This window comes from Streptomyces sp. NPDC051217 (assembly GCF_044455465.1).
Classification (GTDB): Bacteria; Actinomycetota; Actinomycetes; order Streptomycetales; family Streptomycetaceae; genus Streptomyces.
In genome coordinates, this window is the sequence record NZ_JBITEV010000023.1 from 53,841 (window position 1) to 80,191 (window position 26,351).

A 26,351-nucleotide genomic window follows, 5' to 3' on the forward strand; every position below is an offset into this window, starting at 1 on the left:
AATCCATGGACGTCATCTCCGTCATCCGCACCAAGCGGGACCGCGGCGAGCTGAGCCCCGAGCAGATCGACTGGGTCATCGACGCCTACACGCGTGGTGATGTCGCCGACGAGCAGATGTCCGCGCTCGCCATGGCGATCCTGCTGAACGGCATGAACCGCACGGAGATCGCCCACTGGACGGCGGCCATGATCGCCTCCGGTGAGCGCATGGACTTCTCGTCGCTCTCCCGCCCCACCGCCGACAAGCACTCCACCGGCGGCGTGGGCGACAAGATCACACTGCCGCTCGCGCCGCTGGTCGCCGCTTGTGGAGCGGCCGTTCCGCAGCTCAGCGGACGCGGCCTCGGCCACACCGGGGGCACCCTCGACAAGCTGGAGTCCATCCCCGGCTGGCGCGCCGGGATCTCCAACGCGCAGATGCTGAAAGTGCTGGACTCCGTCGGCGCCGTGATCTGCGCCGCCGGTGACGGTCTGGCTCCCGCCGACAAGAAGCTGTACGCGCTGCGCGACGTCACCGGGACCGTCGAGGCGATCCCGCTCATCGCCTCCTCGATCATGTCGAAGAAGATCGCCGAGGGCACCGGCTCACTCGTCCTGGACGTCAAGGTCGGCTCCGGCGCCTTCATGAAGACGGTCGAGGACGCGCGAGAGCTGGCCGCGACGATGGTCGGCCTCGGCACCGACCACGGCGTACGGACCGTGGCGCTGCTCACCGACATGGCGACCCCGCTCGGCCGGACGGCGGGCAACGCCCTGGAGGTACGCGAGTCGGTCGAGGTCCTCGCGGGCGGCGGCCCGGCCGACGTGGTCGAGCTGACGCTGGCCCTGGCCCGGGAAATGCTGGACGCCGCCGGGCTGCCGGACACCGACCCGGCGAAGGCGCTGGCCGACGGCTCGGCCATGGACGTCTGGCGGCGGATGATCGCGGCCCAGGGCGGCGACCCGGACGTGGCGCTCCCGGTGGCGCGCGAGCGCCAGGTGCTCACCGCGCCGTCCTCGGGTGTGCTGACCCGGCTCGACGCGTACGACGTCGGCGTCGCCGCCTGGCGCCTGGGCGCGGGCCGCGCCCGCAAGGAGGACGCGGTCCAGGCGGGGGCGGGCGTGGAGCTGCACGCCAAGCCGGGCGACACCGTGACGGCCGGGCAGCCGCTGCTCACGCTGCACACCGACACCCCGGAAAAGTTCGACTACGCGCTCGACTCGCTGACGGCGGCGTACGACATCGCTCCGGCCGGAACCGCGTTCAGCGCGGCCCCGATCGTGCTCGACCGGATCGCCTGAGGGACCGTACGTCCAGCCCGTTCGGCGGCCGAGGACGGACCGGTCACCGGCCGGGTCCGTGAGCTCGGTCACCGGTCGGCCCCGGTGGGCTTTTCCGGCTCACCGCACGGGCTCAGGCCCGGAGACACCTCGCACGGACCGTGTCCGGCGCACTGCGATGAGTTCCGGCCCCCGCGCCGGTCTCATTGGTTGTGGAAGCCACCAACACGATCCTCCTCGCCCTGCGCGGACCGATCACCGCGGCCGATGTCCCGCGGCTCTGCGACCAGCTGGCCGCACGGCTGAGGGACAGCGACGCCACCGACGCGGTCTGCGACGTCGGCGAGCTCGGCCGGCCGACCGTGGCCACCGTGAACGCCCTGGCCCGACTGCAACTCGTCGCCCGCAGACGCGGCTGCCGGATCCGGCTGCGGGGCGCGGGGCCCGAGCTGCTCCTGCTGCTGGAGCTCGTCGGACTGACGGACATCGTCCGGTCCGACGAACCCCGGGGCGGCCCGGTGGAGACGGGCCCCGATCCCCCCCGGCCGTCCTACGGCCGGGCCTGCCGCTCGTCCCTCTCCAGGCGCGCCGGGAGGTCGAACAGCGGGAACCAACGCTCGGTGTCCAGGAACGAGTTGATCCCCGTGACCTTGCCCTCGCTGATCTCGATGACCATGAGCGCCCACGGCACATACCCGTCGCCGTCCGGGCTCGGGTGGTAGTGCGCGAAGGCGGGCGTGCCGTTGGCGACCGTCGGCACCAGCTTGGAACCGCGGCAGACCGAGCCGACACCGAGCATCCAGCCCACGATGTTGTCGTGCCCGCGCAGCCACAGGTCGTACGGGGGCATGGAGAGCGTCGCGTCCTCGTGGAGGAGCGCGGTCAGCGCCTTCATGTCATAGCCCTCGAACGCGGCCACGTACCGCTCCAGGAGCTCTTTCTGCTCCTCGTCGAGCGGGTCCGACGCGTCGGTCGCCGCCGGTTCCGACTCGGCGATCGTCGCGCGGGCCCGCTGGAGCGCGCTGTTGACCGAGGCGACTGTCGTCTCCAGCAGTTCGGCGACCTCGCTCGCCTTCCACGCCAGCACCTCGCGCAGGATCAGCACGGCCCGCTGCTTCGGCGGCAGATGCTGGAGCGCGGCGACGAAGGCGAGCCGGATCGTCTCCCGCTCCACAGCCGTCTCGGCGGGGTCGACCACGGAGGGCAGCACCCGGCCGTCGGGGACCGGCTCCAGCCAGGTGACCTCCGGACGTGAGTTCAGCTTCGCCTGGGACACCGGGGTCGCCTCCGAAAGATCCATCGGCCGGGCCCGTCGATTGCCCGCGTTCAGCATGTCCAGGCACACGTTCGTCGCGATGCGGTAGAGCCACGAGCGCAGCGACGAGCGGCCCTCGAACTTGTCGAAGCTCCGCCAGGCACGCACCATCGTGTCCTGCACGGCGTCCTCGGCCTCGAAGGCGGAGCCCAGCATCCGGTAGCAGTACCCGGTCAGCTCGGTCCTGTGCTTCTCCAGCCGGGAATCAAGGTCCTGTGTCGTAGCCAGATCACTCATCGGTCACCCCAGTCGCCCCCTTTGGAACCAGTTCCCCGGAAGCTACCGCAGCCCACTGACAATCGCCGCGCTACGGGGAAAGCTGCCTGGTCCCGCCCAGGGTGTGCAGCCGCGTTCGAGGGTGCCCGGCGTTCCACGCGAGCGTTCCGCGACCGTGCGTCGACCCCGCGTCCGCTCCAGCGGCGTTCTAACGGCCGGACGCCACGGCGAGGGCCCGGCGCTCCGTGCGGGCCGCGTGCGTCCCGTACAGCGTCACCGAGACCACGCCGAGCACCGCGAGCAGCCCGAGCGCCACCGTCGCCCCCCAGCCGCCCGCGTGGAACGCCACGGCGCCCAGCGTGCCGCCCGCGCTGCTGCCCACGTAGTACGCGCTCTGGTAGAGCGCCGACGCCTGCGCGCGGCCCGTCTTCGCCGTCCGGCTCACGGCCGACGAGGCGACCGCGTGGCCCGCGAAGAAGCCCGCTGTGATCAGGACCAGGCCGAGCAGTACGGCGCCGAGCGAGTCGGCCAGCGACAGCAGCAGTCCCGCCGCCGTCGTGCCGACCGCCAGATACAGCGCGCCGCGCCGTCCCAGCCGCCCCACCAGCTTCCCGGCCGCGGCCGACGAGAGCGTACCGACGAGATAGACCAGGAAGATCGAACCGATCACGCCCTGCGGGAGGTTGAACGGCTCCTGAACGAGCCGGAATCCGATCGCCGTGTAGACCGCGCCGAACACGGTCATGAAGAGCGCGCCGATCGCGTACAGCCTGCGCAGCAGCGGATCGGTGAGATGGCGGCCGACGGTCTTCGCCAGCGCGAGCGGGTTCAGGGTCGCCGGGGCGAAGTTGCGGGCCTTGGGGAGCAGCACGCGGAAGATCACCGCGCACACCAGGGCGATCAGTCCGACCGCCGCGAGCGCGGCGCGCCAGCCCCACAGCTGGCTGATCCAGCCGGCCACGATCCGGCCGCTCATGCCGCCGATGCTGTTGCCCGCGACGAACAGTCCGATCGCCCCCACCAGTGCCCTGGGCCGTACTTCTTCCGCGAGATACGCCATCGCCGACGCGGGCAGCCCGGCCAGCGCCGCGCCCTGGACGGCGCGCAGCGCGATCAGCCACTGAAGGCTCGGCGCGAACGGCACGAGCAGTCCGACGGCCACCGCGACCGTCAGCGACACGGTCATCAGCGTGCGCCTGCCGAAGCGCTCGGACAGCGCGCTGAGCGGCAGTACGAAGAGCGCGAGCGCGCCCGTGGCGGCCGACACCGTCCAACTGGCCTGCCCCGCGCTCACATCGAGACCTGCGGAGATGGCGGGCAGCAGCGCCTGCGTGGAGTAGAGCAGCGCGAAGGCCGCGACCCCGGCGGCGAAGAGGGCGAAGCTCATCCGGCGGTAGCCGGGGCGGCCGGGAGTCAGAGGGCCGGGAGTCCGGGATGCGTCGTTCGGAGGTTCGGCGGGCGCGGAGGCGAGGGCACCCGTACGGACGGGCGCCTCTGTACTGACGTCGGGCATACGACGAACGTACGGACGCGGATCTCATGCGTCCAATGCATGGAATCGCCATAATCGTTCCCATGGCGCATCAACGCAGGTCCGAGCCCCGCCCGTCATCAAGCGGTTACGCACAAGACACCGCACCGTCGATCCCGGCGCCCGCCGCCGCCCCCTCCGCGGCGCCCGCCGGTCTCGACCCCGAGTCGTGGTCCGCGCTGCTGGCGCCCCGGCTCGCCCAGTTCGCGGGCGTCGCGCGCCACGAGCACGTCACCCGCGCCGCGCACGAGATGAACGTCCCGCAGTCCACCCTCTCGCGCGCGATGGTCCGGCTCGAACAGGACCTGGGAGTCGCCCTGTTCGCCCGCAAGGGCCGTACGGTCTCACTCACCCCCGCCGGCCGCGCCTTCCTCACCTCCGTAGAAGGCGCGCTCGCCGAGGTGGAACGGGCGGCCGAATCCGTACGCGCCGACGCCGACCCCGCCTCGGGCAAGGTCGCCTTCGGATTCCTGCACACCATGGGGTCCGAGACCGTCCCCGAACTGATCCGCGCCTTCCGCGCCGACCACCCCCGCGTCCGCTTCCAACTCGTCCAGAACTACGGCGAAGCGATGATCGAACGCCTCCGCAGGGGCGAGCTGGACCTCTGCCTCACCTCCCCGATCCCCGAGGCCCCCGACCTGGTGGCCCGCCGCCTGGACGAACAGCGGCTGCGTCTCGTCGTCCCCGACGACCACCGTCTGGCCGGCCGCAGACGCATCCGTCTCGCCGAGGCGTCCGACGAGACGTTCGTGACCCTGGAACCCGGTTACGGGCTGCGCCGTATCACCGACGACCTCTGTGAGGCCGCCGGGTTCCGCCCCCGCGTCGCCTTCGAGGGAGAGGAGGCCGAGACCCTGCGCGGACTGGTCGCCGCGGGCCTCGGCGTCGCGCTGCTGCCGCCCCCGGCGGTGGCGCGCCCCGGCGTCGTGGAGCTGACCGTCACCGCGCCCCGCGCGGTGCGCGAGGTCGGCGTCGCCTGGCTCGACGGCCACCCCGACACCCCGCCGGTGGCGGCCTTCAAGCGCTTCCTGCTCTCCCGCCGGGGCCATCTGCTCCCCGGCTGAAGGGAGTTCGGCTCCTACGGCCGAAGCGACCGTCCGAAGCCCGCCGCGAGCGGCATGCGCAGCCCCAGCGGCGGCGGCGCGGCCAGCGCGTCGGCGACGGGCCGCGAGTACGTCCGCGTGAGCAGCGCTCCCAGGACGAAGTCCGCCGCGAGCGCCAGGACTTCACTGTGATGCTGGCGAAGCGCGTGCCCGTCCGAGTGGACCTCGAAGCGGCAGGTGTGCCGGTTGGCCTTCCTGGCCCGCTCCGCCAGCCGGTAGGACAGCTCGGGGTCGCTGCGCTCGTCGTTGGTGCCGTGCACGATCAGCACCTGCCTGCCCGCGAGCTGGGTCACCGGCTCCGGCCCGTCGTCCGCCGTCCCGTCCGGCAGCCAGGGCGCCATCGCCAGCACGGAGTTGACGGCCGGGTGTCCGGCGGCCCGCAGCGCGGCCCGCCCGCCCATGCCGTGCCCGGCCAGGCAGACCGGCACGTCGCCGTAGCGCCGTACGACCTCCTCCGCCGCCCACCCGGCGTCCGCCGAGAGCTGCGCGTCGGCGCCGTTCCAGCCGCGCGAGCGGTAGCGGACCATGTGCACCAGCAGCCCCTCACGCGCGCCCGCGCGGGCCAGCGTCCGCGCCAGGGGCAGCATCGACGCGTAGGCGACAGCCGAGGGCCCACGTGCGGATATGAGTTCGCCCGGCGGCAGTACGAGAACCACTCCGCCGACCTCCGGTGGCGCGGTCGGCGCGGAGACCGCCCGCCCCAGCCGTGCCTGTGACTCCGTACGACGCCCACGCATTCCTGCGCCGCGCCCCGGCGTGCGCCCGCCGGGGCCGGGAACCTCCTGCTGTCCCATGGCAGAACAGTCTCAGAAGGTGAGGTGTACGGCGCCCCTACGCACGGTCACTGTTGGGTATCGGCAACAGGTCCTCTACGCGCGTAGGAGATAGGCTGCGCAGATGACGAGCCAGACCTACCGACCTCTTACGGCCGACCAGATCCGCCGCGCCCCCAAGGTGCTCCTCCACGACCATCTCGACGGGGGCCTGCGCCCGGGCACGATCGTCGAACTCGCTCGTGGGGCGGGCTACGACGGCCTTCCCGAGACGGAGCCCGACAAGCTCGGCCTCTGGTTCCGAGAGGCGGCCGACTCCGGCTCGCTGGAGCGGTATCTGGAGACGTTCGCGCACACCTGCGCCGTCATGCAGACCCGCGACGCCCTCGTCCGGGTCGCCGCCGAGTGCGCCGAGGACCTGGCGTCGGACGGCGTCGTGTACGCGGAGGTGCGGTACGCCCCCGAGCAGCACCTGGAGGGCGGCCTCAGCCTCGAAGAGGTCGTGGAGGCCGTCAACGAGGGCTTCAAGGAGGGCGAGCGCCGTGCCCGCCAGGCCGGCCGCCGTATTCGCGTCGGCGCCCTGCTGACCGCGATGCGGCACGCGGCCCGCGCCCTGGAGATCGCCGAACTGGCCAACCGCTACCGGGACTCGGGCGTCGTCGGCTTCGACATCGCCGGCGCGGAGGCGGGCTTCCCGCCCACCCGTCACCTCGACGCGTTCGAGTTCCTGAAGCGCGAGAACAACCACTTCACCATCCACGCGGGCGAGGCGTTCGGCCTCCCGTCGATCTGGCAGGCCCTCCAGTGGTGCGGCGCCGACCGGCTCGGCCACGGCGTGCGCATCATCGACGACATCGAGGTCGCCGACGACGGCTCGGTGACACTCGGGCGGCTCGCCTCCTACGTACGCGACAAGCGCATCCCGCTGGAACTCTGCCCGAGCTCCAACCTCCAGACCGGCGCCGCCGCGTCGATCGCCGAACACCCCATCGGCCTGCTCCGCAAACTGCATTTCCGGGCGACGGTGAACACCGACAACCGGCTCATGAGCGGCACGAGCATGAGCCGTGAATTCGAGCTGCTGGTCGAGGCGTTCGACTACACGCTCGACGACATGCAGTGGTTCTCGGTCAATGCGATGAAATCAGCATTCATTCCTTTCGATGAACGACTGGCCATGATCAACGACGTGATCAAGCCCGGATACGCCGAGTTGAAATCCGAATGGCTGTTCACTCAAACCGCCACGACCAGCGATTCTCTCGGCTGAGCGGGCCGATCACCGTCGTACGGAAGCGGGCCGGGACACGAAGTCCGGCCCACTTCGAGGTGTTTGCGGGCGGTGCGCGGCGATGGCTAACTTGCGGAGCCGCTCACATTCCCCATTCCCCAAGGGACGACATCTCCTATGAAGCAGTCCGCTGCCAAGACACTCGGCGTCGCCGCTCTCGGTGCCGCCTTCGCCGCCACCGCCGCCGGTAGCGCGTCCGCCGCCGCGCCCGCCGCCCCGGACGCCGGTGGCGCTCTGGACAGTGTCACGAAGAACCTGCCGACGGAGTCCCTCACCAGCGGTCTCCCCGACGGCACCGGAGAGGGCCTGACCGCCGCCCGCAGCGCGCTCGGCAGCGGCCTCGGTACGGTCCAGCAGACCGCCCCCACGGCGCTCTCCGCCCTCACCGCCGCCAACCCCCTCACGGGCCTGCTGGGCGGCCTCCCGCTCGGCACGCTGCCCCTCGGCTAGGACGACGGCCGTACACGCGGAGGCGGGGCTTCACCGGTGATCCGGGTGAAGCCCCGCCTTTCGTCTGTGCGAAGAATTTCACCAGGCCGTGTCGGACGCGGTCCTCTGGCTCGGCAGGAACGCCCACAGCGCCAGGTAGAGCAGGAACTGCGGGCCGGGCAGCAGACACGAGGCCAGGAAGATCACACGGATGGTGTTCGCGGAGGTGCCGAAGCGCCGTGCCAGCGCCGCGCACACTCCACCGATCATGCGACCCTCACGGGGGCGGGCAATCGCAGACATGATGGGCTCCTTCGCGAGTCCGTGGGGGGAGCCTTTCGTCTGTGCTCCCGATGACTCAATGGTGGCTCGGGAGCACCGGACAAAGCGTCGCTCTAGGGGGCGATGCCGACCCTGGTAATCGTCGGGGGCGTCCCCTGAGGAGCCTCCCGCACCGGGTCCCCCTCGGGTAGTACGGCCGCGTCCCGCGGGGTCCGCGCAGGCGCCGGCCCGCGTCCACGGCCGCGCGCACGCCGCAGTTTCGCCCGGCCCGCCGGGACGACCAGCAGATGCGCGAGCCCGACCCCGACCGTGTTGAGCAGCAGCGAGTCCACATCGACGACCTGGCCGGGGATACCCGTCTGGAGCAGTTCGATCCCCAGCGAGATGAACGCCCCGGCCGCCATCGTGCGGGCCAGCGAGGCCAGCGGCGAGACGGCCAGTTTTCCCCCCGCCATGGGGAGGAGAACCCCGAGAGGGGCCAGCAGCAGGAGTCCCTCGCCGATCCGCCGGATCGCCTGGGGCGCCCCGAGCGCGAGATCGGCTCTGATACCCGCGAGCGGCTCGAGGTTCGCCGCGGTCACCCACACCACGTCCAGCGGGCGCAACGTCAGCCACGCGACGAGCAGCAGATGCGCGAGGAGGAGGATGACCCCCGCCACGCGGAAGCGGAAAGCGGCACTGCCGCCCTGACCTTGGCGCTGCACGAACCTCAAGACGCGGCCACCGCCGGGATCGGTTCCGGCGAGTTCCAAAAGGAGGGCCACGTGAGACGGGTGTCACCCGGAAGGCCTCAGCGGGCTCCGTACACCCGCAAGCCCCGGCCCCGCCGCGCCCGCCTCCTCAGGAAGCGGACGGCAGCGGCCCCGTCGTCGGCACGGCCACGTCGGGACGGCGCTTGGTGTCGTCGTCGCACCGGTACCCGCGCGCCCCGTACGCTCCCGGCCCGCCCAGCACCACCGAACCGTCCGTCGCCGCGCCCTCGATGAGCGTGCACACGATCTGCGCCAGCGCGGCCGTCGGCAGGTCCTCCGGCTGGCGGCTGAGGCGCAGCGTGCCGAGCGGATCGCCCGCGCGCGCCTCGGAGACGGCCAGCGGCCCCCGTACGTACGTCGTGAAGCCCGCCTCCTGCTCCGTGGACGACGGCCGCTCCTCCAACTCGTCCAGCAGCGCCCGAGCCACCTGCAAGCGGTCGCTGCGCGTCTTGTCGGCCGGGATGGCCGCGGCGCGCTCCACCGGAACCAGCTCGGACCCGCACACCAGATAGACCCTGACCGCGGCCCCCGGCCGCGCCTGGGTGGTCAGATTGCCCTCGGAGACCTCGCACGGCACCCGTGAGGGCGCGGCGCCCGCGTCCACCGGCACCGTGGTCGTCCTGATGCCGCAGCCGCTCACGGTGCCCGCCAGCGCGAGCGTCCCCACGAGTACGGCGAGGGACCGGCCGGCCGGTGTCCTCGACCTCACTGCGCCTCGCCTCCCTCTCCCCGCACGCTTCCGTGCCCGTCCTCGTCGTCGAGGTCCTCCGAGTCGTCGCGCGGCAGCCGCAGAACGAACACCGCGCCGCCGTCGGGGGCGTTGGCCGCGGTGATGTCGCCTCCGTGGATGTGCGCGTTCTCCATCGCGATGGACAGCCCCAGACCGCTTCCCTCGGACCGCGGCCGTGAGGCGCTCGCCTTGTAGAAACGGTCGAACACGTGCGGCAGTACGTCCTGCGGAATGCCCGGCCCGTTGTCCCGTACCTCGATGACCAGCTCCCGGCCGACCGTGCGCACCGAGACCCGCACCGGCGAACCACCGTGCTTGAGCGCGTTGCCGATCAGATTCGCCAGGATCACATCGAGCCGACGCGGATCGAGGCGGGCCATCATGCCGCGCTCGGCGTCCAGTTCCACCGCGTCCAGCCAGGCCCGCGCGTCGATACAGGCGGTGACCTGGTCGGCGACGTCGACGTCGTCGAGGACGAGCCGGGCGGTGCCCGCGTCGAAGCGGGTCACCTCCATCAGGTTCTCCACGAGGTCGTTGAGCCTGCGGGTCTCGCTCACCACCAGCGTCACGGCGGGCGCGATCATCGGGTCGAGCGTGTCGGCCTCGTCCTCCAGCACCTCTGTCACCGCCGTCAGCGCGGTCAGCGGGGTGCGCAGTTCGTGCGACATGTCGGCGACGAAGCGTCGGCTCGACTCCTCACGCGCGCTCATGTCGTCGATCTTCTTCTGGAGGGAGGCGGCCGCGTTGTTGAACGTCCGCGACAGATCGGCCAGTTCGTCCGTCCCCGACACCCGCAGCCGGGTGTCGAGCTTGCCCTCGCCGAGTTGCCGCGCGGCGTCACCGAGCCGCTGCACCGGCTTCAGTACGGTGGTGGCCGCCGCCTGCGCGAGCAGCGCGGACCCGACGAGGGCCAGGCCCGTCGCGATCGCCAGCGACCACGCCAGCGCGTTGAGATCCTCCCGCTCCTGTTCGAGCGAGAGGAAGACGTAACCGGTCGGCCCGCCGCCGACGATCCGGGTGCCGCCGACCAGATACGGCGTCTGTCCGCGCTGGGTGCGCTGCCAGAAGATGTGGTACGGCGATTTGTTGCCGGATGTCACCTTCTGTCGGTCGTTCACCGCGGTCTGCAACGACTTCGGCACGTCGTCCAGCGTGAACGCGTCCTGGTCGGAGACCCCGGCCACCGGTTTGTCCTCGGCGCGCTCACCGATCAGCAGCACACTGAACCCGGCACTGCTGTTGGCCATCTGCTGGGCCGTGTACTCCAGTTCTGGCTGGGTCGGCTTCAGTGGCAGCTGCGCCGCCTTGTCCCGCATCTCCTGCTTGAACTCCTTGAGCGCGGCCGTCTGCGTACGGGAGAGCACCGACTCGCGGTTGAGCCAGTACGCGATCCCGGACGCCGAGACGGCGGCGGTCAGCGCGACGGCTCCGAAGACGACGACCAGCCTCAGCCGCAGACTCGTCCAGCGCAGCCCGGCCAGGAACGCCCTCTTGCGCGTCCTCCCCTCCGCCGTCCCGTCCGCCGCTTCCCCCTGGGATCCGTTTGCTATGTCGGGACTGTCCGATCCGTCCGGGCTGTCCGTGGATCTGGCCGGCGTGGGTTCCTGGCTGCTCACGAAGGCGCGTCCAGCCGGTAGCCCACGCCTCGTACGGTACGGATCAGCGTCGGCGACGAGGGCACGTCCTCGACCTTCGCGCGCAGCCGCTGCACGCAGGCGTCGACCAGCCGCGAGTCGCCCAGATAGTCGTGCTCCCACACCAGCCGCAGCAACTGCTGCCGGGACAGCGCCTGGCCGGGCCGCCGACTCAGTTCAAGGAGCAGCCGCAGCTCGGTCGGCGTGAGCTGGAGATCGTCACCGTTCTTCGTGACGGTCATCGCGGAACGGTCGATGACCAGGCTTCCGAAGGTCGCCGAATCGGTCGACTCCCGTTCCCCGCGCCGCAGGACGGCACGGATACGGGCGTCGAGCACCCGGCCCTGCACGGGCTTGACCACATAGTCGTCCGCGCCGGATTCGAGCCCGACGACCACATCGATGTCGTCGCTGCGGGCGGTCAGCAGGATGATCGGCAACTGGTCGGTCCGCCTGATCCGACGGCACACCTCGAAACCGTCAATACCGGGCAGCATCACATCCAGAACGATCAGGTCTGGCCGCTGTTCTCGCAGCAGATTCAGGCCGTCCTCTCCCGTCGCCGCAGTGGCCACTCGGTGGCCCTGGCGTGACAACGAGAGTTCGAGGGCCGTGCGGATGGCGTCGTCGTCCTCGATCAGCAACAGGAAAGGCACAGAGGTCATTCTGGCCCATGGGGGGACCACAGTTCGACAGTCGGAGCGCTCCCACAGTTCCGGCACATCTCCCGCCAAGATCCAGAACCCCTGTGACAGGCCTGTGACAGTCGGCGGACAGGCCCATGAAACTGGCCCGGCAATCTCTTTGGCAGACGGAAAGCAACAGACTCCAGCCGACGGGGGGCGCGAGATGAACTCACTGCACAGCACGACCTCAAGCGCAGTAATCACGCGTCTCCACGACGTCGCACGGAGCACCGAGAAGTCCGGCGCCGTGAACGGGCGGGGGTGCGTTCGCGGCGCCGGGCGTCAGCACCGGCCGCCGTACATCGCGGTGGTCGAGGCGGCGCGGAAGTCCACGGCGGAAGACGCCAAGGGCCGGGGGAACGAAGGCGAAGCGTACGGAGAGGCCACGGGGGAGCGCACCGGACGGACGGAGGCCACGGATGCCGAGACGGCATTCACCGCCTACGTCCAGGAGCGCCGGGCCTCTCTGTACGCCACCGCCTACCACCTGACCGGCGACCGCTTCGAGGCCGAGGACCTGCTCCAGAGCGCGCTCTTCTCCACCTACCGCGCCTGGGACCGGATCAGCGACAAGGCGGCCGTCGGCGGCTATCTCCGCCGCACGATGACCAACCTGCACATCAGCGCGTGGCGCAGGCGCAAGCTCAACGAGTACCCGACGGAGGAGCTGCCGGAGACGGTCGGCGACACCGACGCGATGCGCGGCACGGAGCTGCGCACGGTGCTCTGGCAGGCGCTCTCGCGCCTTCCCGAGACGCAGCGCACGATGCTGGTGCTGCGCTACTACGAGGGCCGCACCGATCCCGAGATCGCGGAGATCCTCAACATCAGTGTCGGCACGGTGAAGTCGAGCATCTGGCGGTCGCTCCGCCGGCTGCGCGAGGACGAGGTCCTCAGCTTCGGACGTGACGAGGAAGAGTCCTTCGGCGAGCTGGTGGCCTGAAGGCGGCGGGGGGATGTAACGCCCGGGGGGAACGGGGACCGGGGGGAGGGACTGCCGTCTCGGGGGAGACGGCAGGAGCAAGGCACGGGGGCACGGGGGTGCACCGAGCAGGACCGGACAGGCTGGGGGGCCTGTCCGGTCTTCGCGCGTTACGGGCGCTTCGGGGTGCGCGGCGCCCGGACGGTCAGCGGCCGGTGTTCGCGGGGCGCGCGGACGCGGACGGGTGGACGGTCGGCGTACGGGGACGGGCACCGCCCGCCGCCTCGGCGATCCGGGTGAGCGCCTCCGCCTTCGCGCAGGGATACGCCCCCAGCGCCGTCTGACGGGCGACGATGCCGCGCTCCGCGCGCATCAGCCGCCAGCCGCGCCGCAGCAGGAACGCCACCGACTTCCGGCCCTCGCGCAGATCCCGCAGCAGCCTGCGCCGGAACGTCGTCGAGGGGCGGCCGCGCAGACACAGCGCGTCGGCCAGGACGCCCAACTCCTCGCAGCGCGCCACGACATCGGCCGCGAAGATGCCTTCGGCGACGAACAGCCCGGCACCGCCGATGCCGAACTCCTCGGTGTCGACGCGGGAGCTGGTGGCGATGGAGTACACCGGGACGGTCGTACGGCCCGTACGGCACAGCTCCTGGATCGCGGCGACCGCCGCGTCCGCGTCCCAGGACAGCGCGGAGTCCCAGTCGATGTCCGCACTGCCGGCGACCAGCGGCAGCGTCGGGTCGTCGCCCTCCTTGTAGAAGTCGTCGAGACGGAGCACAGGCAGGCCCGCGCGGGCGGCGAGCGACGACTTGCCGGAGCCGGAGGGGCCCGCGAGCAGGACGACACGCGCGGAGGCGGTTCGGTGGGGACTCACGGGACACCAGTCTGAGGCATACACCCGCGCAGGGGATCCCCTGGGGCCTGATCCACACGACAGGCCCTGGCTGCGGTGTTGGTGTCGAGCGTCACCTCTCAACTACTGTGCGTGTCATTCCCCTTACTCGACTCCTTCACGCAGTCAGGAATCCCATGGCACGTCATTCAGCTCCCACCTCCCGGCGCCGCGCGCTGCTGCGCGCCGGGCTGACGATCACCGCGGCGGGTGCGGCGATCGGGCTCGGCGGCGCCGCGGCGCAGGCGGCGCCGGCCGCGCCCGTGCCCGCGTCGGGTCCCGACAGCGAGCTCGCGGAAGCCGGGGCGGCGGCCGGTGAGGGCCTGGCGGGCGCTCTCGGGCACACCCTGGCCGGGGGCCTCGGCCCGGTCAAGAGCCTCCAGCTCAACCCGCTGGCCAAGACGGGCGTCGACCCGCTGGACAACGCGGTCGGCACGCAGATCGCCGACTTCAAGCCGCTGTCCACGGCGACGCTGACGGACTCGGTCACCAAGGGCGGCGGCCTGAAGGACCTGCCGCTCGTCGGTCCGGTGACGGGACTGCTGCCCGGCTGAGCTGTCGTTCTACGTAGGAGGCCCGGCCGTCGTCGCGACGGCCGGGCCTCCTTGCGTAGGCGGACGGGGGACGGCTCAGTAGCCGGAGCCCGACGCGCCCAGGCTGCCCGTGGGGTGCCAGACGGTCTTCGTCTCCAAGAAGGCCGTCAGCCTGCCGGTACCGGGATCGGCGGAGAAGTCCACCGGATGCGGGCGCACCACCCGCTTGAGGTTGTCCGCCGCCGCGATCTCCAGCTCCTTGGCCAGGGTCTCGTCGGCGCCGTACAGATCGATCCCGTTGACGTCCTGGTGCGACGCGAGCGGCACGGCCAGTTCGGCCGTACGGCCCGACAGGACGTTGACGACGCCGCCCGGCAGGTCGGAGGTGGCCAGCACCTCACCCAGCGACAGCGCGGGCAGCGGGGAGCGCTCGCTCGCCACGACGACCGCCGTGTTGCCGGTGGCGATCACCGGGGCGACGACCGAGACCAGGCCGAGGAACGACGAGTCCTGCGGGGCGAGGACCGTCACGACACCCGTGGGCTCCGGCGTGGACAGGTTGAAGAACGGGCCGGCCACGGGATTGGCGCCGCCCGTCACCTGGCCGATCTTGTCCGTCCAGCCCGCGTACCAGACCCAGCGGTCGACGGTCGCGTCCACGACGGCCGCCGCCTTCGACTTGGAGATGCCCTCGGAGGCGGCCACCTCGGCGGTGAACTGGTCGCGGCGGCCCTCCAGCATCTCGGCGACGCGGTAGAGCACCTGGCCCCTGTTGTAAGCGGTGGCTCCCGACCAGCCGCCGAACGCCTTGCGGGCGGCGGAGACAGCGTCACGGGCGTCCTTGCGGGAGGACTGCGGCGCGTTGGCGAGCCACCTGCCCTTATGGTCGGTCACCTCGTACACCCGGCCGCTCTCGGAGCGGGGGAACTTGCCCCCGACGTACAGCTTGTAGGTCTTGAAGACTGACAGTCGCTCGGACTCAGACATCGAGATACGCCTCCAGGCCGTGGCGACCGCCCTCGCGGCCGTAGCCCGACTCCTTGTAGCCGCCGAAGGGCGAGGTCGGGTCGAACTTGTTGAACGTGTTGGCCCACACCACGCCCGCGCGGAGCCTGTTCGCGACAGCGAGGATGCGGGAACCCTTCTCCGTCCAGATGCCGGCGGAGAGGCCGTACTGCGTGTTGTTGGCCTTGGCGACCGCCTCGTCCGGGGTGCGGAACGTCAGTACGGAGAGCACCGGGCCGAAGATCTCGTCGCGCGCGACGGTGTGCGCCTGCGTGACATTGGTGAAGAGGGTCGGCGCGAACCAGTAGCCGGAGGAGGGGAGTTCGCACTCCGGCGACCAGCGCTCGGCGCCCTCGGCCTCGCCCGCGTCGGCCAGCGTCCTGATGCGGGCCAGCTGCTCGGCGGAGTTGATCGCGCCGAGGTCCGTGTTCTTGTCCAGCGGGTCGCCGACACGCAGCGTGGAGAGCCGGCGCTTCAGCGAGTCCAGGAGCTCGTCCTGGATGGACTCCTGGACCAGCAGACGCGATCCGGCGCAGCAGACCTGGCCCTGGTTGAAGAAGATGCCCGTGACGATGCCCTCGACGGCCTGGTCGACCGGGGCGTCGTCGAAGACGATGTTGGCGCCCTTGCCGCCGAGTTCGAGGGTGACCTTCTTGCTCGTGCCCGCGATCTGCCGGGCGATGGCCTTGCCGACGGCGGTCGAACCGGTGAAGGCGATCTTGTCGACGTCCTCGTGCTCGACGAGGGCGGCGCCCGTGTCGCCGTATCCGGGAAGGATGTTGACGACGCCGCGCGGAAGACCGGCCTGGCGGCAGATGTCCGCGAAGAACAGAGCACTCAGCGGGGTGGTCTCGGCGGGCTTCAGGACCACCGTGTTGCCCGTGGCGAGCGCCGGGGCGATCTTCCACGCGAGCATCAGCAGGGGGAAGTTCCACGGGATGACCTGGCCGGCGACGCCGAGCGGGCGCGGGTTCGCCCCGTAGCCGGCGTGGTCGAGCTTGTCGGCCCATCCCGCGTAGTAGAAGAAGTGCGCCGCCACCAGCGGAAGGTCCGCGTCGCGGGTCTCCCGGATCGGCTTGCCGTTGTCGAGGGTCTCCAGGACGGCCAGTTCGCGCGAGCGCTCCTGGATGATCCGGGCGATCCGGAAGAGGTATTTGGCGCGCTCGGCGCCCGGCAGCGCCGACCACTTCGCGAACGCCTTGCGGGCCGCTTTCACAGCCCTGTCGACGTCCTCCACGCCCGCGCGGGCGACCTCGGACAGCACCTCCTCGGTGGCCGGGGAGACCGTCTTGAAGACCTTGCCGTCGGCGGCGTCGGTGAACTCGCCGTCGATGAACAGGCCGTAGCTCGGCGCGATGTCGACGACCGAGCGTGACTCGGGGGCCGGTGCGTATTCGAAAGCCATCGTGTATCAGTCCACCGTGACGTAGTCGGGGCCGGAGTAGCGGCCGGTGGCCAGCTTCTGGCGCTGCATCAGCAGGTCGTTGAGGAGGCTGGAGGCGCCGAACCGGAACCAGTGGCTGTCCAGCCAGTCCTCGCCGACGGTCTCGTTGACCAGCACGAGGAACTTGATCGCGTCCTTGCTGGTCCGGATGCCGCCGGCCGGCTTCACACCGACCCGCACACCGGTCTGGGCACGGAAGTCGCGTACGGCCTCCAGCAGTACCAGTGTGTTGGCGGGGGTGGCGTTGACCGCGACCTTGCCGGTCGACGTCTTGATGAAGTCCGCGCCGGCGACCATGCCGAGCCAGGAGGCGCGGCGGATGTTGTCGTACGTGGACAGCTCGCCGGTCTCGAAGATGACCTTGAGGCGGGCGGCGCCGCACTCGGCCTTCACGGCCACGATCTCCTCGTAGACCTTCAGATAGTGGCCCGCGAGGAACGCGCCGCGGTCGATCACCATGTCGATCTCGTCGGCACCGGCTGCGACGGCGTCCCGTACGTCGGCGAGCTTCACGGCCAGGGTGGTGCGGCCGGCCGGGAAGGCGGTCGCGACGGAGGCGACCTTCACATCGCTCCCGGCGAGCGAGGCGACGGCCGTCTCCACCATGTCCGGATAGACGCAGAGCGCGGCCGTCGTCGGGACGGTGCGGTCGGTCGGGTCCGGGTGCATGGCCTTGGCGGCGAGCGACCGGACCTTGCCCGGCGTGTCGGCGCCTTCGAGGGTGGTCAGGTCGATCATCGAGATGGCCAGGTCGATGGCGTACGCCTTGGCCGTCGTCTTGATCGAGCGCGTACCGAGCGATGCGGCGCGCGCCTCCAGGCCGACGGCATCGACGCCGGGCAGCCCGTGGAGGAACCGGCGCAGCGAGCTGTCGGACGCGGTCACGTCAGCGAGGGGGGCACCGCCCACGGCGGAGCCTGTGGGCGAGGGTGCGGTCGTGGGCATGGTCACCACATGAGCATATCTACGCGCGTAGCAGCATGTACAGGGGGTGCGGTACCGGGCTGCCCGGCCGGTGCGTGGGCGCGCGTGGCGGGTGCGGCGGCGGTGCGGGACGGGATCCGTGCCGAGAGTGTCGGCGGCGTACGGCAGAATCGAAAGCATGACGAGTCCCGAGCAGCCCACCGAGCCGGTCTACGCAGAGCGCGTCTTCCGGTCGCCCGCCGCCATCGCGGGCGGTGTGCTGCTGCTCGCGCTCGGCGCCTGGATCGGGATCGACGCGGTGGTCCGGGGCCACGGCAGGACGCCGTGGCTCGCGCTCGCGGGCCTGCTGCTCGCCGTGCCGCTCGTGGTGGCCTTCACGATCCGTCCGGCGGTGTTCGCCAACGACGACCGGCTGCGGATCAGGAACCCGTTCCGCACGATCGTCGTGCCGTGGGCGTCCGTGGCCGACGTGCGGGCCGGGTATTCGAGCGAGGTGTTCACGGAGTCCGGCGCGAAGTACCAGCTCTGGGCGGTGCCGGTCTCGCTGCGCAAGCGCAAGCGCGCCGCGCGGCGGCAGTCGCAGAGCGCGCACGACGACCCGCACAGCAGGACGTCGGTGAGCGCGGACGTGACCGACTCGCGCGCGCGGACCGCCGACGCGGACCACACGGTCGCGGGCCTGCGCGAACAGGCCGAGCGCTGCGCGTCACGCCCCGAGGCGCAGGGGGAGCCGCAGGCGCGCTGGGCGTACGAGGTGATGGGCCCGGCACTGGCGGGCCTGCTGGTGCTGGTGGTCCTGCTCGCGACGGGGTGACGCGTCGCTGAGGTGCTGGTGCGGTGCGTCGCTGAGGGGCTGGTCGTAGGGGATGGCTCGTCGATCGGGCCGGGCGGCACTTCGCGGACACCGGCCCAGGGCGCTTCAGGCGCGCAGCGTCTGTGTGGCGAGCAGCAGCAGCCAGGTCCAGCCGATGGTGACCGAGACGCGCTGGAGCAGGCCGCCGTAGCGGGACATGCCTCGTGGATCGCCGGTGAACGCGGCACTCGACAGTGCCATCGTCGCGACGAAGAACGCACCGCTGGCCATCGAGTAGAGGGCCCACCCGGACGAGCCGGTGGTGGAGAGCATGAAACAGGCCGCCGCGAGGGCGAGGAACCCGATCGAGGACAGGAGATCGTGCAGCATCCCCGCGCGGGTGTGCCGCTGGAGCTTCTCGGGAGTGCCGGGCGGGTAACCGCGCACCGGGTCCGTCCTGAAGAGGCCCGCACCCAGCAGGCCGATCGCCCACACCCCGATCAGCGGCGCGCCCCAGCCGGAGACCCCCTCTCTCCACAGCCCCGCGGCGAAGGCCGCGGACAGCAGGCTCGCCAGCAGGAAACCGGCGGTCTGTGTCCACCCCGCCGGTCCGAGCGCGAGTGAGCTGACGGGGTGGCGTAAGTGCGCGTAGCCCTCGCGTGCGGCGCCGGTCAGCAGATAGGTCACGGTGAAGAGGGGGCCGGCGGCCACTCCGCATGCCAGAAGCAGCTGATTGCCCATGCCTGTCAATATAGGTTGACGGCAGGAGTTCTGTCAATCCAAGTTGACATGCGGCGGCCGTCGCCCCGCCCGCGGACGCCCCTCAGATCCCCGCCGCCTCCGCCAACTCCCGCTTCAGCGACGCCAGTAGCTCCGCCCCCCGGGCCCGTGCCGACGGCAGGTCCGTCGCGGTGGGGACCGGGATCACGACCTCCAGGTAGCACTTGAGCTTCGGTTCCGTACCGCTCGGGCGGACGATCACCCGGGCCCGGTACGCGCCGTCCAGGTGGTAGCGCAGGCCGTCCGTCGGCGGGAGGCCCGACGTGCCCGCCGAGAGATCCTCGGTCGAGGCGACCGTCAGGCCCGCCAGGGCCGTCGGCGGGTGGTCGCGCAGACGGTCCATGGCCGCCGAGATCAGCGACAGGTCCTCCACGCGCGCCGAGAGCTGGTCCGTGGCGTGCAGGCCGTGCGCCAGCGCCAGATCGTCCAGCAGGTCGGCGAGGCCCCGCCCCCGCTCCTTCAGTTCGGACGCCAGCTCAGCCACGAGCAGCGCCGCCGTGATGCCGTCCTTGTCGCGTACGCCGTCGGGGTCGGCGCAGTAGCCGAGGGCTTCCTCGTAGCCGTACCGCAGGCCGTCGACCCGGGCGATCCACTTGAAGCCGGTGAGCGTCTCCTCGTAACCGACACCCGCCGCCTCCGCGATCCGGCCGAGCAGCGACGACGACACGATCGATTCGGCGAAGACTCCCGTCGCGCCCTTGTTCACCAGGTGCGCGGCCAGCAGCGCGCCCACCTCGTCGCCGCGCAGCATCCGCCAGCCGCTCTCGGCGTCCGCGTCCGGGACGGCCACCGCGCAGCGGTCGGCGTCCGGGTCGTTGGCGATGACGATGTCGGGGGCGGCGCGGCGGGCCGTGGCGAACGCCAGGTCCATCGCGCCCGGCTCCTCCGGGTTCGGGAAGGCGACGGTGGGGAAGTCCGGGTCGGGCTCGGCCTGTTCGGCCACCGGCACGGGCGCGGGGAAGCCGGCCCGCGCGAAGGCGGCGTTCAGCGTCTCCGTACCGACGCCGTGCAGCGCCGTGTGCACGATGCGCGCCGTACGGGGTGAACCGGGGCTCAGAACGGCGTCCGTGCGCTCCAGATACGCCGTCAGCACCTCGTCGCCGAGGACCTCCCAGCCGTCCTCGGGGCGCGCCACGGAGCTCAGCGGTCCGACGGCGTCGATCTCGGCCGCGATCTCGCCGTCCATGGGAGGCACGATCTGGGAGCCGTCGCCGAGGTAGACCTTGTAGCCGTTGTCGCGCGGCGGGTTGTGGCTGGCGGTGACCTCCACACCGGCCACAGCGCCGAGATGCCTTACGGCGAAGGCCAGCAGCGGGGTCGGCAGCGGACGCGGCAGCACGGCGGCGCGCAGCCCCGCGCCGGTCATCACGGCCGCGGTGTCGCGCGCGAAGTCGGCCGACTTGTGGCGGGCGTCGTAACCGATGACGACGAGACCGCCGCCCTGGCCCGTGGCCTTGAGATACGCCGCCAGCCCGGCGGCGGCGCGGATGACCACCGACCGGTTCATCCGCATCGGTCCGGCGCCAAGCTCGCCGCGGAGCCCGGCCGTACCGAACTGGAGCGTGCCGCCGAACCGTTCGGCCAGCGCGTGCGGATCACCGGAGTCGACGAGCTCGCGCAGCTCGTCCCGTGTGTCGCTGTCCGGGTCCTCGGCCAGCCATGCCTCGGCGCGCGCGATGAGGTCCTGCTGCACTGTGCGTTTCCCTTCCCTGCGCCCGGGGCTGCGCGACGGCCGCGCGCGCGACACCCGGGGTGGACCGTGTCGGCCGGATCCGTGTCCGGCTCGGGCCGGAACCGTCCCCGGCCGCGGAGCCGTCCGTGCCCGCTCGGATGCCCCGCCTCAGATGCGTTCAAGCACCCGCGCGAGCAGGGCACCCATCTGCGTGGCCGAATCACGGCCCGCCTGGAGGACTTCCTCGTGGTTCAGCGGTTCACCGGACAGGCCCGCCGCCAGATTCGTCACCAGCGAGATGCCCAGCACCTCCGCGCCCGCCTCACGCGCGGCGATGGCCTCCAGCACGGTGGACATGCCGACCAGGTCGCCGCCCATCACCCGGACCATGTTGATCTCGGCGGGCGTCTCGTAGTGCGGGCCGGGGAACTGGACGTACACACCCTCTTCGAGGCCGGGGTCCACCTCCTTGCACAGGGCGCGCAGCCGCGGCGAGTAAAGGTCCGTGAGGTCCACGAAGTTCGCGCCGACGATCGGCGACGCCGCCGTCAGATTGATGTGATCACTGATCAGCACCGGCTGCCCCGGGCGCATCCCCTCGCGCAGCCCGCCGCAGCCGTTCGTCAGGACGACGGTCTTGCAGCCGGCGGCGACCGCCGTACGGACCCCGTGCGCGACGGCCGCGACGCCGCGGCCTTCGTAGTAATGCGTACGGCCAAGGAAGACCAGCGCGCGCTTCTCGGCGATCGCGTAGGAGCGGATCGACCCGCCGTGGCCGGCGACGGCCGGAGGGGGGAAGCCCGGCAGCTCGGTCGCCGGGAACTCGGCCTCGGGTGCTCCCAGAGCGGCGACGGCGGGTGCCCAGCCGGAGCCCATCACCAGGGCTACGTCATGGGTCTCGGCGCCGGTGAGTTCGCGCAGGCGCACCGCGGCGGCGGAGGCGGCGGCGTGGGGGTCGGCGGATCCGTCGGCCGTGGCCGGGATAACAGATGCGTTCACGCCGAAGAGCGTAACCGGTCCTGCCCTACGCGCGTAGATGATCGAGCGTACGGTCTTCGGATCGTTGTGTTGTCGTTTCCGACGAACGCGCGGGTCAGCGGCCTGTCGCTGCCGTGCCGACCGTGTCCGTGCGAGTGGCGTGCCGGTTCAGCACGCCCGCTTTCGCAGTTCCATCACATAGTCGTGCGGCGCCCCGGCCGACTCCGCCGCCTCGGCCAGCTCACCGAGGTAGCGCGCGGAGGGCAGCCCGCCCTCGTACCCGTTCAGGACGTACAGCCAGGCCGGCTCCTTGCCGTCCAGCGTGTCCACACGCACCCGCATCCGCCGGTATATGTCGAGACCGACACCCTCCCAGCGGTCCATCGAGTCCTCGTCCATCGGCGCGATGTCGTAGAGCGCCACGAAGACCTGCGAGCGGGGTGCCTCCACGAGGGTGACCAGCGCACCCTCCCAGCCCATCTGCTCCCCGCCGAAGGTGAGCCGCCAGCCGTTGAGCCAGCCGGTGCCCCGCAGCGGGGAGTGCGGGGCGCGGCGGGACATCAGCCGCGCGTCGAGGTTGCCGGCGTACGCGGCGTAGAGCGACATGGGGACGAGGGTACGGGAGGTACGCGCGTGCCCGGCGAATCCCGTGGACGCGGCTCGTTCGCGGCTCGCCCCCGGCCCGTTCGCGGCTCGCCCCCGGCCCGTTCGCGGCTCGCCCCCGGCCCGTTCGCGGCCCGTTCGTGGCGCACGGGGAGGGACCCGGGGCGAAGCGACTTGAAGAGTGCGGGACAATGGCGTACGTACTGCATCCTCCGGGGACCCCCCGGACTCCCGGCCGGGACGGCAGACGGGTCGGGTCGACAACGCGAGGCGGATTTTTTCGTGACCCGGATCGTGATCATCGGCGGCGGACCCGGCGGATACGAGGCGGCCCTGGTGGCCGCGCAGCTCGGCGCCGAGGTGAGCGTCGTGGACTGCGACGGCCTCGGCGGAGCCTCGGTGCTCACCGACTGCGTACCGTCCAAGACCCTCATCGCGACGGCCGAGGTGATGACCACCTTCGACTCCTCCTACGAAGAGCTGGGCATCATCGTCGCCGACGACACCCCGCCCCTCGAACAGGCGGCCCGCGTCGTCGGCGTGGACCTCGGCAAGGTCAACCGACGGGTGAAGCGCCTCGCGCTCGCCCAGTCGCACGACATCACCGCCTCCGTCACCCGGGCCGGGGCCCGCGTGCTGCGCGGCCGGGGCCGGCTCGACGGCCGGCAGGCCACCGACGGCTCCCGCCAGGTGATCGTGACCTCGGCCGACGGCTCGGAGGAGTCGCTGACCGCCGACGCCGTGCTGATCACGACGGGCGCGCACCCGCGCGAGATCCCCGACGCGCTCCCCGACGGCAAGCGCATTCTCAACTGGACGCAGGTGTACGACCTCGACGAGCTCCCCGAAGAGCTGATCGTGGTCGGATCCGGTGTCACCGGCGCCGAGTTCGCCGGCGCCTACCAGGCGCTCGGCTCGCGCGTCACGCTCGTCTCCTCCCGCGACCGCGTCCTGCCCGGCGAGGACCCGGACGCCGCCGCCGTACTGGAGGACGTCTTCCGGCGCCGCGGCATGAACGTGATGTCGCGCTCCCGCGCCTCGTCCGCCAAGCGCGTCGGCGAACGCGTCGAGGTGACCCTCGCCGACGGCCGGGTCATCTCCGGCACGCACTGCCTGATGGCGGTCGGCGCGATCCCGAACGCCGAGGGCATGGGTCTGGAGGAGGCCGGGGTCCGGGTCAAGGACTCGGGCCACATCTGGACCGACCGGGTGTCGCGTACGTCCGCTCCCGGCGTCTACGCGGCGGGTGACGTGACCGGCATCTTCGCGCTCGCCTCGGTCGCCGCCATGCAGGGCCGCATCGCGATGTACCACTTCCTCGGCGACGCGGTCGCTCCGCTCGACCTCAAGACCGTCTCGTCGAACGTCTTCACCGACCCGGAGATCGCGACCGTCGGCTACAGCCAGGCGGACGTGGACAGCGGGAGGATCGACGCGCGGGTCGTCAAGCTGCCGCTCCTGCGCAACCCGCGCGCCAAGATGCAGGGCATCAGGGACGGCTTCGTCAAGATCCTCTGCCGGCCGGGCACCGGGATCGTCGTCGGCGGTGTGGTCGTGGCGCCGCGAGCCAGTGAGCTGATTCACCCCATCTCGATCGCGGTCGACAACAATATGACGGTCGAACAGATCGCAAACGCTTTCACTGTGTACCCCTCTCTGTCGGGCTCGATCGCGGAAGTCGCACGGCAGTTGCACAGCCGTAAGCACGAGGACGAGGGTTGACCCAGGTCATGGGCGTACGCGGGCCTCGGGACGGCGCTCCCATACCACTTGGCGCGGTCCCGCACGTACACCTTCCGTATTTCGGCGCGAACCGCTGAAAGCAGACCGACGTTGGGGTTACTGTCAGTTTCGTGTTCGCTGCAGAACGTCGCCAGTTAATCCTCGAAATGGTGCGCGCCAACGGAGCCGTGTCGCTCCGTGAGCTCGCCCGCGTCGTCCAGACCTCCGAAGTGACCGTACGGCGGGACGTGCGGGCACTGGAGGCCGAAGGACTCCTCGACCGCCGGCACGGCGGTGCGGTACTGCCGGGCGGGTTCACGCGAGAATCCGGCTTTCCGCAAAAATCCCATCTCGCCACGGCGGAGAAGACGGCCATCGCCGATCTCGCCGCGAGCCTCGTCGAAGAAGGCGAAGCCGTGGTGGTCGGTGCCGGTACGACCACGCAGGAGCTGGCCCGCCGGCTCGCGCGGATCCCCGGCCTGACCGTCGTCACCAACTCCCTGCTGGTCGCACAGGCGTTGGCCCACGCCAACAGGGTCGAAGTCGTCATGACCGGCGGCACGTTGCGCGGGTCCAACTACGCGCTGGTCGGCAGCGGCGCGGAGCAGTCGCTCCAAGGACTGCGGGTCTCCCGCGCGTTCCTGTCCGGGAGCGGGCTCACCGCGGAGCGTGGTCTGTCGACCTCCAACATGCTCTCGGCCAGCGTCGACCGCGCACTGGTGCAGGCGGCGGCCGAGGTCGTGGTGCTCGCCGACCACACCAAGCTGGGCACCGACACGATGTTCCAGACGGTGCCGACCGACGTGATCACCCGGCTGGTCACCGACGACCCGCCCCCGCACGACGACCGCGCGGCGACCGAGCTCCAGGCTCTCGCCGACCAGGGCGTACAGATCACGGTGGCGGGCGCCGCCGGATCGGCGTCCGGCGGTCCGGGGAACGGCGAAGCGGTCCCGCCGGGGCGCCAGCCCCGGCGGGACACCCCGCTGCCGGGCCAGCGCCGTACGCACTCGGGCGCCGGGCCGGGACCGCAGGCGCTGCGCACCGCGGCGACGGCCGGGGCGCTGGCCGAGCAGCCGGGGGAGCGCGCGCGGGTGGCGGATCTGCGCCGCCGCTGAGGGGACGGCGGGCCGCTCACGCGGTGTGTTCGGCGGCGCCGTTCTCCTGGGGCCCCTTCAGGCCGGTCAGCGTCAGGGTCAGCAGTCGGTCGGCCAACTCCGGGTCGCCCGGCGCCTGTTCGGCGGCGAGCGCGATGGCGTTCGTCAGCTGCATGAGGTCGTCGATGGACGTGTCCGTCCGTACGGCCCCGCTCAGCTGCGCCCGTACGAGCAACTGCTCGCCCGCCGTACGGAGCCCCGCGCTGCACTGCGTCAGGGCCGAACTCGTGTCGTGCGAGGCCGACATGAGCGCGCGGGAGAGACCGCGGTACTCACCCGCGTGAGTGATCAGCGCGCGCAGCCAGGCCACCAGCGCATGGCAGGGCCGGTCGGAGTCGGCGAGCTCGCGCGAGCGGTCGAGCAGATCGGCGAGCGCTTCCTGGAAAACCGCGTTCATCAGGGCGTGGCGGGTAGGGAAGTGCCGGTACAGCGTGCCGATGCCGACCCCGGCGCGTCGGGCGACATCCTCCAGCGAGGCATCGGTCCCGTGCGCGGCGAACGCGGAACGCGCCTCGCCGAGCACCCGCTCGTAATTCCGCCGCGCGTCGGCGCGCATGGGCCGGGGCGGCGCGTCGCTGCTGCTCGCCATCGCGGTCCTTCCTGTCGCTACGGGGCACGGGGCGGCCGTGTGTGGTGAGTTCGGTCCACGCGGTCGCTGGTGCCCGTGCGCTCTGTGCGGTCTGTGTGGTTCTCCAGGATGCCACTGTGGGCCGGGTCTCCCGGGCTGATCGCCGGTTCGGCCACCACCCGTCGGCTCGCCGGTGCGTACATCGCACAACGACCCCGCCGGTTCTGCCCGGCGGGGCCGTTGGGACGAGCGAGGGTCAGTCCTTGATTTCGCAGATGGTGGCGCCGGAGGTGAGTGAGGCGCCGATCTCGGCGGTGAGGCCCTTGATGGTGCCGGAGCGGTGGGCGT

Annotated in this window: 26 protein-coding genes and 1 pseudogene; 10 read left to right on the forward strand and 17 right to left on the reverse strand. The window is 71.5% G+C overall.

Annotated features, from left to right (window positions below):
• Nucleotides 1–5 precede the first annotated feature (5 nt).
• Both ACIBBB_RS34190 and ACIBBB_RS34195 read left to right on the forward strand, forming a co-directional pair.
• Nucleotides 6–1,283, forward strand: a complete 1,278-nt coding sequence (locus ACIBBB_RS34190) for a thymidine phosphorylase (protein WP_398989007.1) — start codon at nucleotides 6–8, stop codon at nucleotides 1,281–1,283.
• A 191-nt stretch (nucleotides 1,284–1,474) separates the two neighbouring features.
• Nucleotides 1,475–1,729 (forward strand): annotated as a pseudogene (locus tag ACIBBB_RS34195) (STAS domain-containing protein); the annotation flags it as partial.
• Between the two features lie 83 nt (nucleotides 1,730–1,812).
• On the opposite strand, the gene ACIBBB_RS34200 reads toward ACIBBB_RS34195, so the two are convergent.
• Complete coding sequence (locus ACIBBB_RS34200; protein ID WP_398989009.1) at nucleotides 1,813–2,814, reverse strand: sigma-70 family RNA polymerase sigma factor; 1,002 nt, start codon at nucleotides 2,812–2,814, stop codon at nucleotides 1,813–1,815.
• A gap of 187 nt (nucleotides 2,815–3,001) precedes the next feature.
• A complete protein-coding gene (locus ACIBBB_RS34205; RefSeq protein WP_398989011.1) occupies nucleotides 3,002–4,306 on the reverse strand; it encodes an MFS transporter in 1,305 nt (434 codons plus the stop codon).
• Between the two features lie 62 nt (nucleotides 4,307–4,368).
• On the opposite strand from ACIBBB_RS34205, the gene ACIBBB_RS34210 reads away from it, so the two are divergent.
• Complete coding sequence (locus ACIBBB_RS34210; RefSeq protein ID WP_398989013.1) at nucleotides 4,369–5,391, forward strand: LysR family transcriptional regulator; 1,023 nt, start codon at nucleotides 4,369–4,371, stop codon at nucleotides 5,389–5,391.
• Between the two features lie 14 nt (nucleotides 5,392–5,405).
• Here the strand turns inward: ACIBBB_RS34210 and ACIBBB_RS34215 are convergent, their stop codons facing one another.
• Nucleotides 5,406–6,086, reverse strand: a complete 681-nt coding sequence (locus tag ACIBBB_RS34215) for an alpha/beta hydrolase (RefSeq protein ID WP_398989058.1) — start codon at nucleotides 6,084–6,086, stop codon at nucleotides 5,406–5,408.
• Nucleotides 6,087–6,327: 241 nt separating this feature from the next.
• Here ACIBBB_RS34215 and ACIBBB_RS34220 point away from each other — a divergent pair, with 241 nt between their 5' ends.
• Together ACIBBB_RS34220 and ACIBBB_RS34225 are read left to right on the forward strand one after the other, a co-directional pair.
• Nucleotides 6,328–7,473 carry an adenosine deaminase gene (locus ACIBBB_RS34220; protein ID WP_398989015.1) on the forward strand — a complete coding sequence of 382 codons (1,146 nt, stop codon included), beginning with the start codon at nucleotides 6,328–6,330 and terminating at the stop codon, nucleotides 7,471–7,473.
• Between the two features lie 138 nt (nucleotides 7,474–7,611).
• Nucleotides 7,612–7,944, forward strand: coding sequence for an ATP-binding protein (locus ACIBBB_RS34225; protein WP_398989017.1), 333 nt, complete (start codon nucleotides 7,612–7,614; stop codon nucleotides 7,942–7,944).
• Between the two features lie 78 nt (nucleotides 7,945–8,022).
• On the opposite strand, the gene ACIBBB_RS34230 is transcribed toward ACIBBB_RS34225, so the two are convergent.
• From ACIBBB_RS34230 to afsQ1, 5 genes are all read right to left on the reverse strand, one after another.
• A complete protein-coding gene (locus ACIBBB_RS34230) occupies nucleotides 8,023–8,226 on the reverse strand; it encodes a PspC domain-containing protein (protein WP_398989019.1) in 204 nt (67 codons plus the stop codon).
• Between the two features lie 92 nt (nucleotides 8,227–8,318).
• Nucleotides 8,319–8,909 carry a VanZ family protein gene (locus ACIBBB_RS34235; RefSeq protein WP_398989021.1) on the reverse strand — a complete coding sequence of 197 codons (591 nt, stop codon included), beginning with the start codon at nucleotides 8,907–8,909 and terminating at the stop codon, nucleotides 8,319–8,321.
• A gap of 136 nt (nucleotides 8,910–9,045) precedes the next feature.
• The gene (locus ACIBBB_RS34240; RefSeq protein ID WP_398989023.1) at nucleotides 9,046–9,666 is read right to left on the reverse strand and encodes a hypothetical protein; all 621 of its coding nucleotides are present in this window, start codon (nucleotides 9,664–9,666) and stop codon (nucleotides 9,046–9,048) included.
• A complete protein-coding gene (locus tag ACIBBB_RS34245; RefSeq protein WP_398989060.1) occupies nucleotides 9,663–11,402 on the reverse strand; it encodes an ATP-binding protein in 1,740 nt (579 codons plus the stop codon). Before ACIBBB_RS34245 ends, ACIBBB_RS34240 begins: the two co-directional genes overlap by 4 nt.
• Nucleotides 11,300–11,977 (reverse strand): two-component system response regulator AfsQ1, encoded by a 678-nt coding sequence (gene afsQ1 / locus ACIBBB_RS34250; protein WP_023539102.1) that lies wholly within the window; start codon nucleotides 11,975–11,977, stop codon nucleotides 11,300–11,302. The genes ACIBBB_RS34245 and afsQ1 overlap by 103 nt, the downstream gene beginning before the upstream one ends.
• A 193-nt stretch (nucleotides 11,978–12,170) precedes the next feature.
• Between afsQ1 and ACIBBB_RS34255 the strand changes: the two genes are divergently transcribed.
• Entirely contained in the window at nucleotides 12,171–12,950 is a 780-nt protein-coding gene (locus tag ACIBBB_RS34255; protein WP_398989025.1) for a SigE family RNA polymerase sigma factor, read from the forward strand.
• Nucleotides 12,951–13,134: 184 nt separating this feature from the next.
• Here ACIBBB_RS34255 and ACIBBB_RS34260 read toward each other — a convergent pair whose 3' ends face one another.
• Nucleotides 13,135–13,806 (reverse strand): hypothetical protein, encoded by a 672-nt coding sequence (locus tag ACIBBB_RS34260; protein WP_398989027.1) that lies wholly within the window; start codon nucleotides 13,804–13,806, stop codon nucleotides 13,135–13,137.
• A gap of 155 nt (nucleotides 13,807–13,961) precedes the next feature.
• On the opposite strand from ACIBBB_RS34260, the gene ACIBBB_RS34265 reads away from it, so the two are divergent.
• A complete protein-coding gene (locus tag ACIBBB_RS34265) occupies nucleotides 13,962–14,378 on the forward strand; it encodes a hypothetical protein (RefSeq protein WP_398989029.1) in 417 nt (138 codons plus the stop codon).
• Between the two features lie 75 nt (nucleotides 14,379–14,453).
• On the opposite strand, the gene ACIBBB_RS34270 is transcribed toward ACIBBB_RS34265, so the two are convergent.
• From ACIBBB_RS34270 to deoC, 3 genes are read right to left on the reverse strand one after another with little or no spacing between them, the layout of a single operon-like run.
• Nucleotides 14,454–15,344 (reverse strand): aldehyde dehydrogenase family protein, encoded by an 891-nt coding sequence (locus ACIBBB_RS34270; protein WP_398989031.1) that lies wholly within the window; start codon nucleotides 15,342–15,344, stop codon nucleotides 14,454–14,456.
• On the reverse strand, nucleotides 15,337–16,767 hold the full coding sequence (locus ACIBBB_RS34275) for an aldehyde dehydrogenase family protein (RefSeq protein WP_398989033.1): 1,431 nt from the start codon (nucleotides 16,765–16,767) through the stop codon (nucleotides 15,337–15,339). Before ACIBBB_RS34275 ends, ACIBBB_RS34270 begins: the two co-directional genes overlap by 8 nt.
• Before the next feature lie 6 nt (nucleotides 16,768–16,773).
• On the reverse strand, nucleotides 16,774–17,751 hold the full coding sequence (gene deoC, locus ACIBBB_RS34280; RefSeq protein ID WP_398989063.1) for a deoxyribose-phosphate aldolase: 978 nt from the start codon (nucleotides 17,749–17,751) through the stop codon (nucleotides 16,774–16,776).
• 157 nt (nucleotides 17,752–17,908) lie between these two features.
• Here deoC and ACIBBB_RS34285 point away from each other — a divergent pair, with 157 nt between their 5' ends.
• A complete protein-coding gene (locus ACIBBB_RS34285) occupies nucleotides 17,909–18,544 on the forward strand; it encodes a PH domain-containing protein (protein WP_398989035.1) in 636 nt (211 codons plus the stop codon).
• 105 nt (nucleotides 18,545–18,649) lie between these two features.
• Here the strand turns inward: ACIBBB_RS34285 and ACIBBB_RS34290 are convergent, their stop codons facing one another.
• From ACIBBB_RS34290 to ACIBBB_RS34305, 4 genes are all read right to left on the reverse strand, one after another.
• On the reverse strand, nucleotides 18,650–19,264 hold the full coding sequence (locus ACIBBB_RS34290) for a DUF998 domain-containing protein (protein WP_398989037.1): 615 nt from the start codon (nucleotides 19,262–19,264) through the stop codon (nucleotides 18,650–18,652).
• A gap of 82 nt (nucleotides 19,265–19,346) precedes the next feature.
• Nucleotides 19,347–20,996, reverse strand: coding sequence for a phospho-sugar mutase (locus ACIBBB_RS34295; RefSeq protein ID WP_398989039.1), 1,650 nt, complete (start codon nucleotides 20,994–20,996; stop codon nucleotides 19,347–19,349).
• A 147-nt stretch (nucleotides 20,997–21,143) separates the two neighbouring features.
• Nucleotides 21,144–21,974, reverse strand: a complete 831-nt coding sequence (locus ACIBBB_RS34300; protein WP_398989041.1) for a purine-nucleoside phosphorylase — start codon at nucleotides 21,972–21,974, stop codon at nucleotides 21,144–21,146.
• Nucleotides 21,975–22,121: 147 nt separating this feature from the next.
• Nucleotides 22,122–22,559, reverse strand: coding sequence for a gamma-glutamylcyclotransferase (locus tag ACIBBB_RS34305; protein ID WP_031229841.1), 438 nt, complete (start codon nucleotides 22,557–22,559; stop codon nucleotides 22,122–22,124).
• A gap of 279 nt (nucleotides 22,560–22,838) precedes the next feature.
• On the opposite strand from ACIBBB_RS34305, the gene ACIBBB_RS34310 reads away from it, so the two are divergent.
• A complete protein-coding gene (locus tag ACIBBB_RS34310; protein WP_398989044.1) occupies nucleotides 22,839–24,278 on the forward strand; it encodes an NAD(P)H-quinone dehydrogenase in 1,440 nt (479 codons plus the stop codon).
• A 167-nt stretch (nucleotides 24,279–24,445) separates the two neighbouring features.
• Complete coding sequence (locus ACIBBB_RS34315) at nucleotides 24,446–25,396, forward strand: DeoR/GlpR family DNA-binding transcription regulator (RefSeq protein ID WP_398989046.1); 951 nt, start codon at nucleotides 24,446–24,448, stop codon at nucleotides 25,394–25,396.
• A 16-nt stretch (nucleotides 25,397–25,412) separates the two neighbouring features.
• On the opposite strand, the gene ACIBBB_RS34320 is transcribed toward ACIBBB_RS34315, so the two are convergent.
• On the reverse strand, nucleotides 25,413–26,024 hold the full coding sequence (locus ACIBBB_RS34320; RefSeq protein ID WP_398989048.1) for a TetR/AcrR family transcriptional regulator: 612 nt from the start codon (nucleotides 26,022–26,024) through the stop codon (nucleotides 25,413–25,415).
• Nucleotides 26,025–26,351 lie beyond the last annotated feature (327 nt).

Coding starts and splice junctions, on each gene's coding strand:
- ACIBBB_RS34315 (WP_398989046.1), top strand. CDS start 24,446: ATGGTGCGCGCCAACGGAGCCGTGTCGCTCCGTGAGCTCGCCCGCGTC.
- ACIBBB_RS34200 (WP_398989009.1), bottom strand. CDS start 2,814: ATGAGTGATCTGGCTACGACACAGGACCTTGATTCCCGGCTGGAGAAG.
- ACIBBB_RS34205 (WP_398989011.1), bottom strand. CDS start 4,306: ATGCCCGACGTCAGTACAGAGGCGCCCGTCCGTACGGGTGCCCTCGCC.
- ACIBBB_RS34190 (WP_398989007.1), top strand. CDS start 6: ATGGACGTCATCTCCGTCATCCGCACCAAGCGGGACCGCGGCGAGCTG.
- ACIBBB_RS34225 (WP_398989017.1), top strand. CDS start 7,612: ATGAAGCAGTCCGCTGCCAAGACACTCGGCGTCGCCGCTCTCGGTGCC.
- deoC (WP_398989063.1), bottom strand. CDS start 17,751: ATGCCCACGACCGCACCCTCGCCCACAGGCTCCGCCGTGGGCGGTGCC.
- ACIBBB_RS34220 (WP_398989015.1), top strand. CDS start 6,328: ATGACGAGCCAGACCTACCGACCTCTTACGGCCGACCAGATCCGCCGC.
- ACIBBB_RS34275 (WP_398989033.1), bottom strand. CDS start 16,767: ATGGCTTTCGAATACGCACCGGCCCCCGAGTCACGCTCGGTCGTCGAC.
- ACIBBB_RS34270 (WP_398989031.1), bottom strand. CDS start 15,344: ATGTCTGAGTCCGAGCGACTGTCAGTCTTCAAGACCTACAAGCTGTAC.
- ACIBBB_RS34265 (WP_398989029.1), top strand. CDS start 13,962: ATGGCACGTCATTCAGCTCCCACCTCCCGGCGCCGCGCGCTGCTGCGC.
- ACIBBB_RS34255 (WP_398989025.1), top strand. CDS start 12,171: ATGAACTCACTGCACAGCACGACCTCAAGCGCAGTAATCACGCGTCTC.
- ACIBBB_RS34320 (WP_398989048.1), bottom strand. CDS start 26,024: ATGGCGAGCAGCAGCGACGCGCCGCCCCGGCCCATGCGCGCCGACGCG.
- ACIBBB_RS34230 (WP_398989019.1), bottom strand. CDS start 8,226: ATGTCTGCGATTGCCCGCCCCCGTGAGGGTCGCATGATCGGTGGAGTG.
- ACIBBB_RS34210 (WP_398989013.1), top strand. CDS start 4,369: ATGGCGCATCAACGCAGGTCCGAGCCCCGCCCGTCATCAAGCGGTTAC.
- ACIBBB_RS34290 (WP_398989037.1), bottom strand. CDS start 19,264: ATGGGCAATCAGCTGCTTCTGGCATGCGGAGTGGCCGCCGGCCCCCTC.
- ACIBBB_RS34305 (WP_031229841.1), bottom strand. CDS start 22,559: ATGTCGCTCTACGCCGCGTACGCCGGCAACCTCGACGCGCGGCTGATG.
- ACIBBB_RS34285 (WP_398989035.1), top strand. CDS start 17,909: ATGACGAGTCCCGAGCAGCCCACCGAGCCGGTCTACGCAGAGCGCGTC.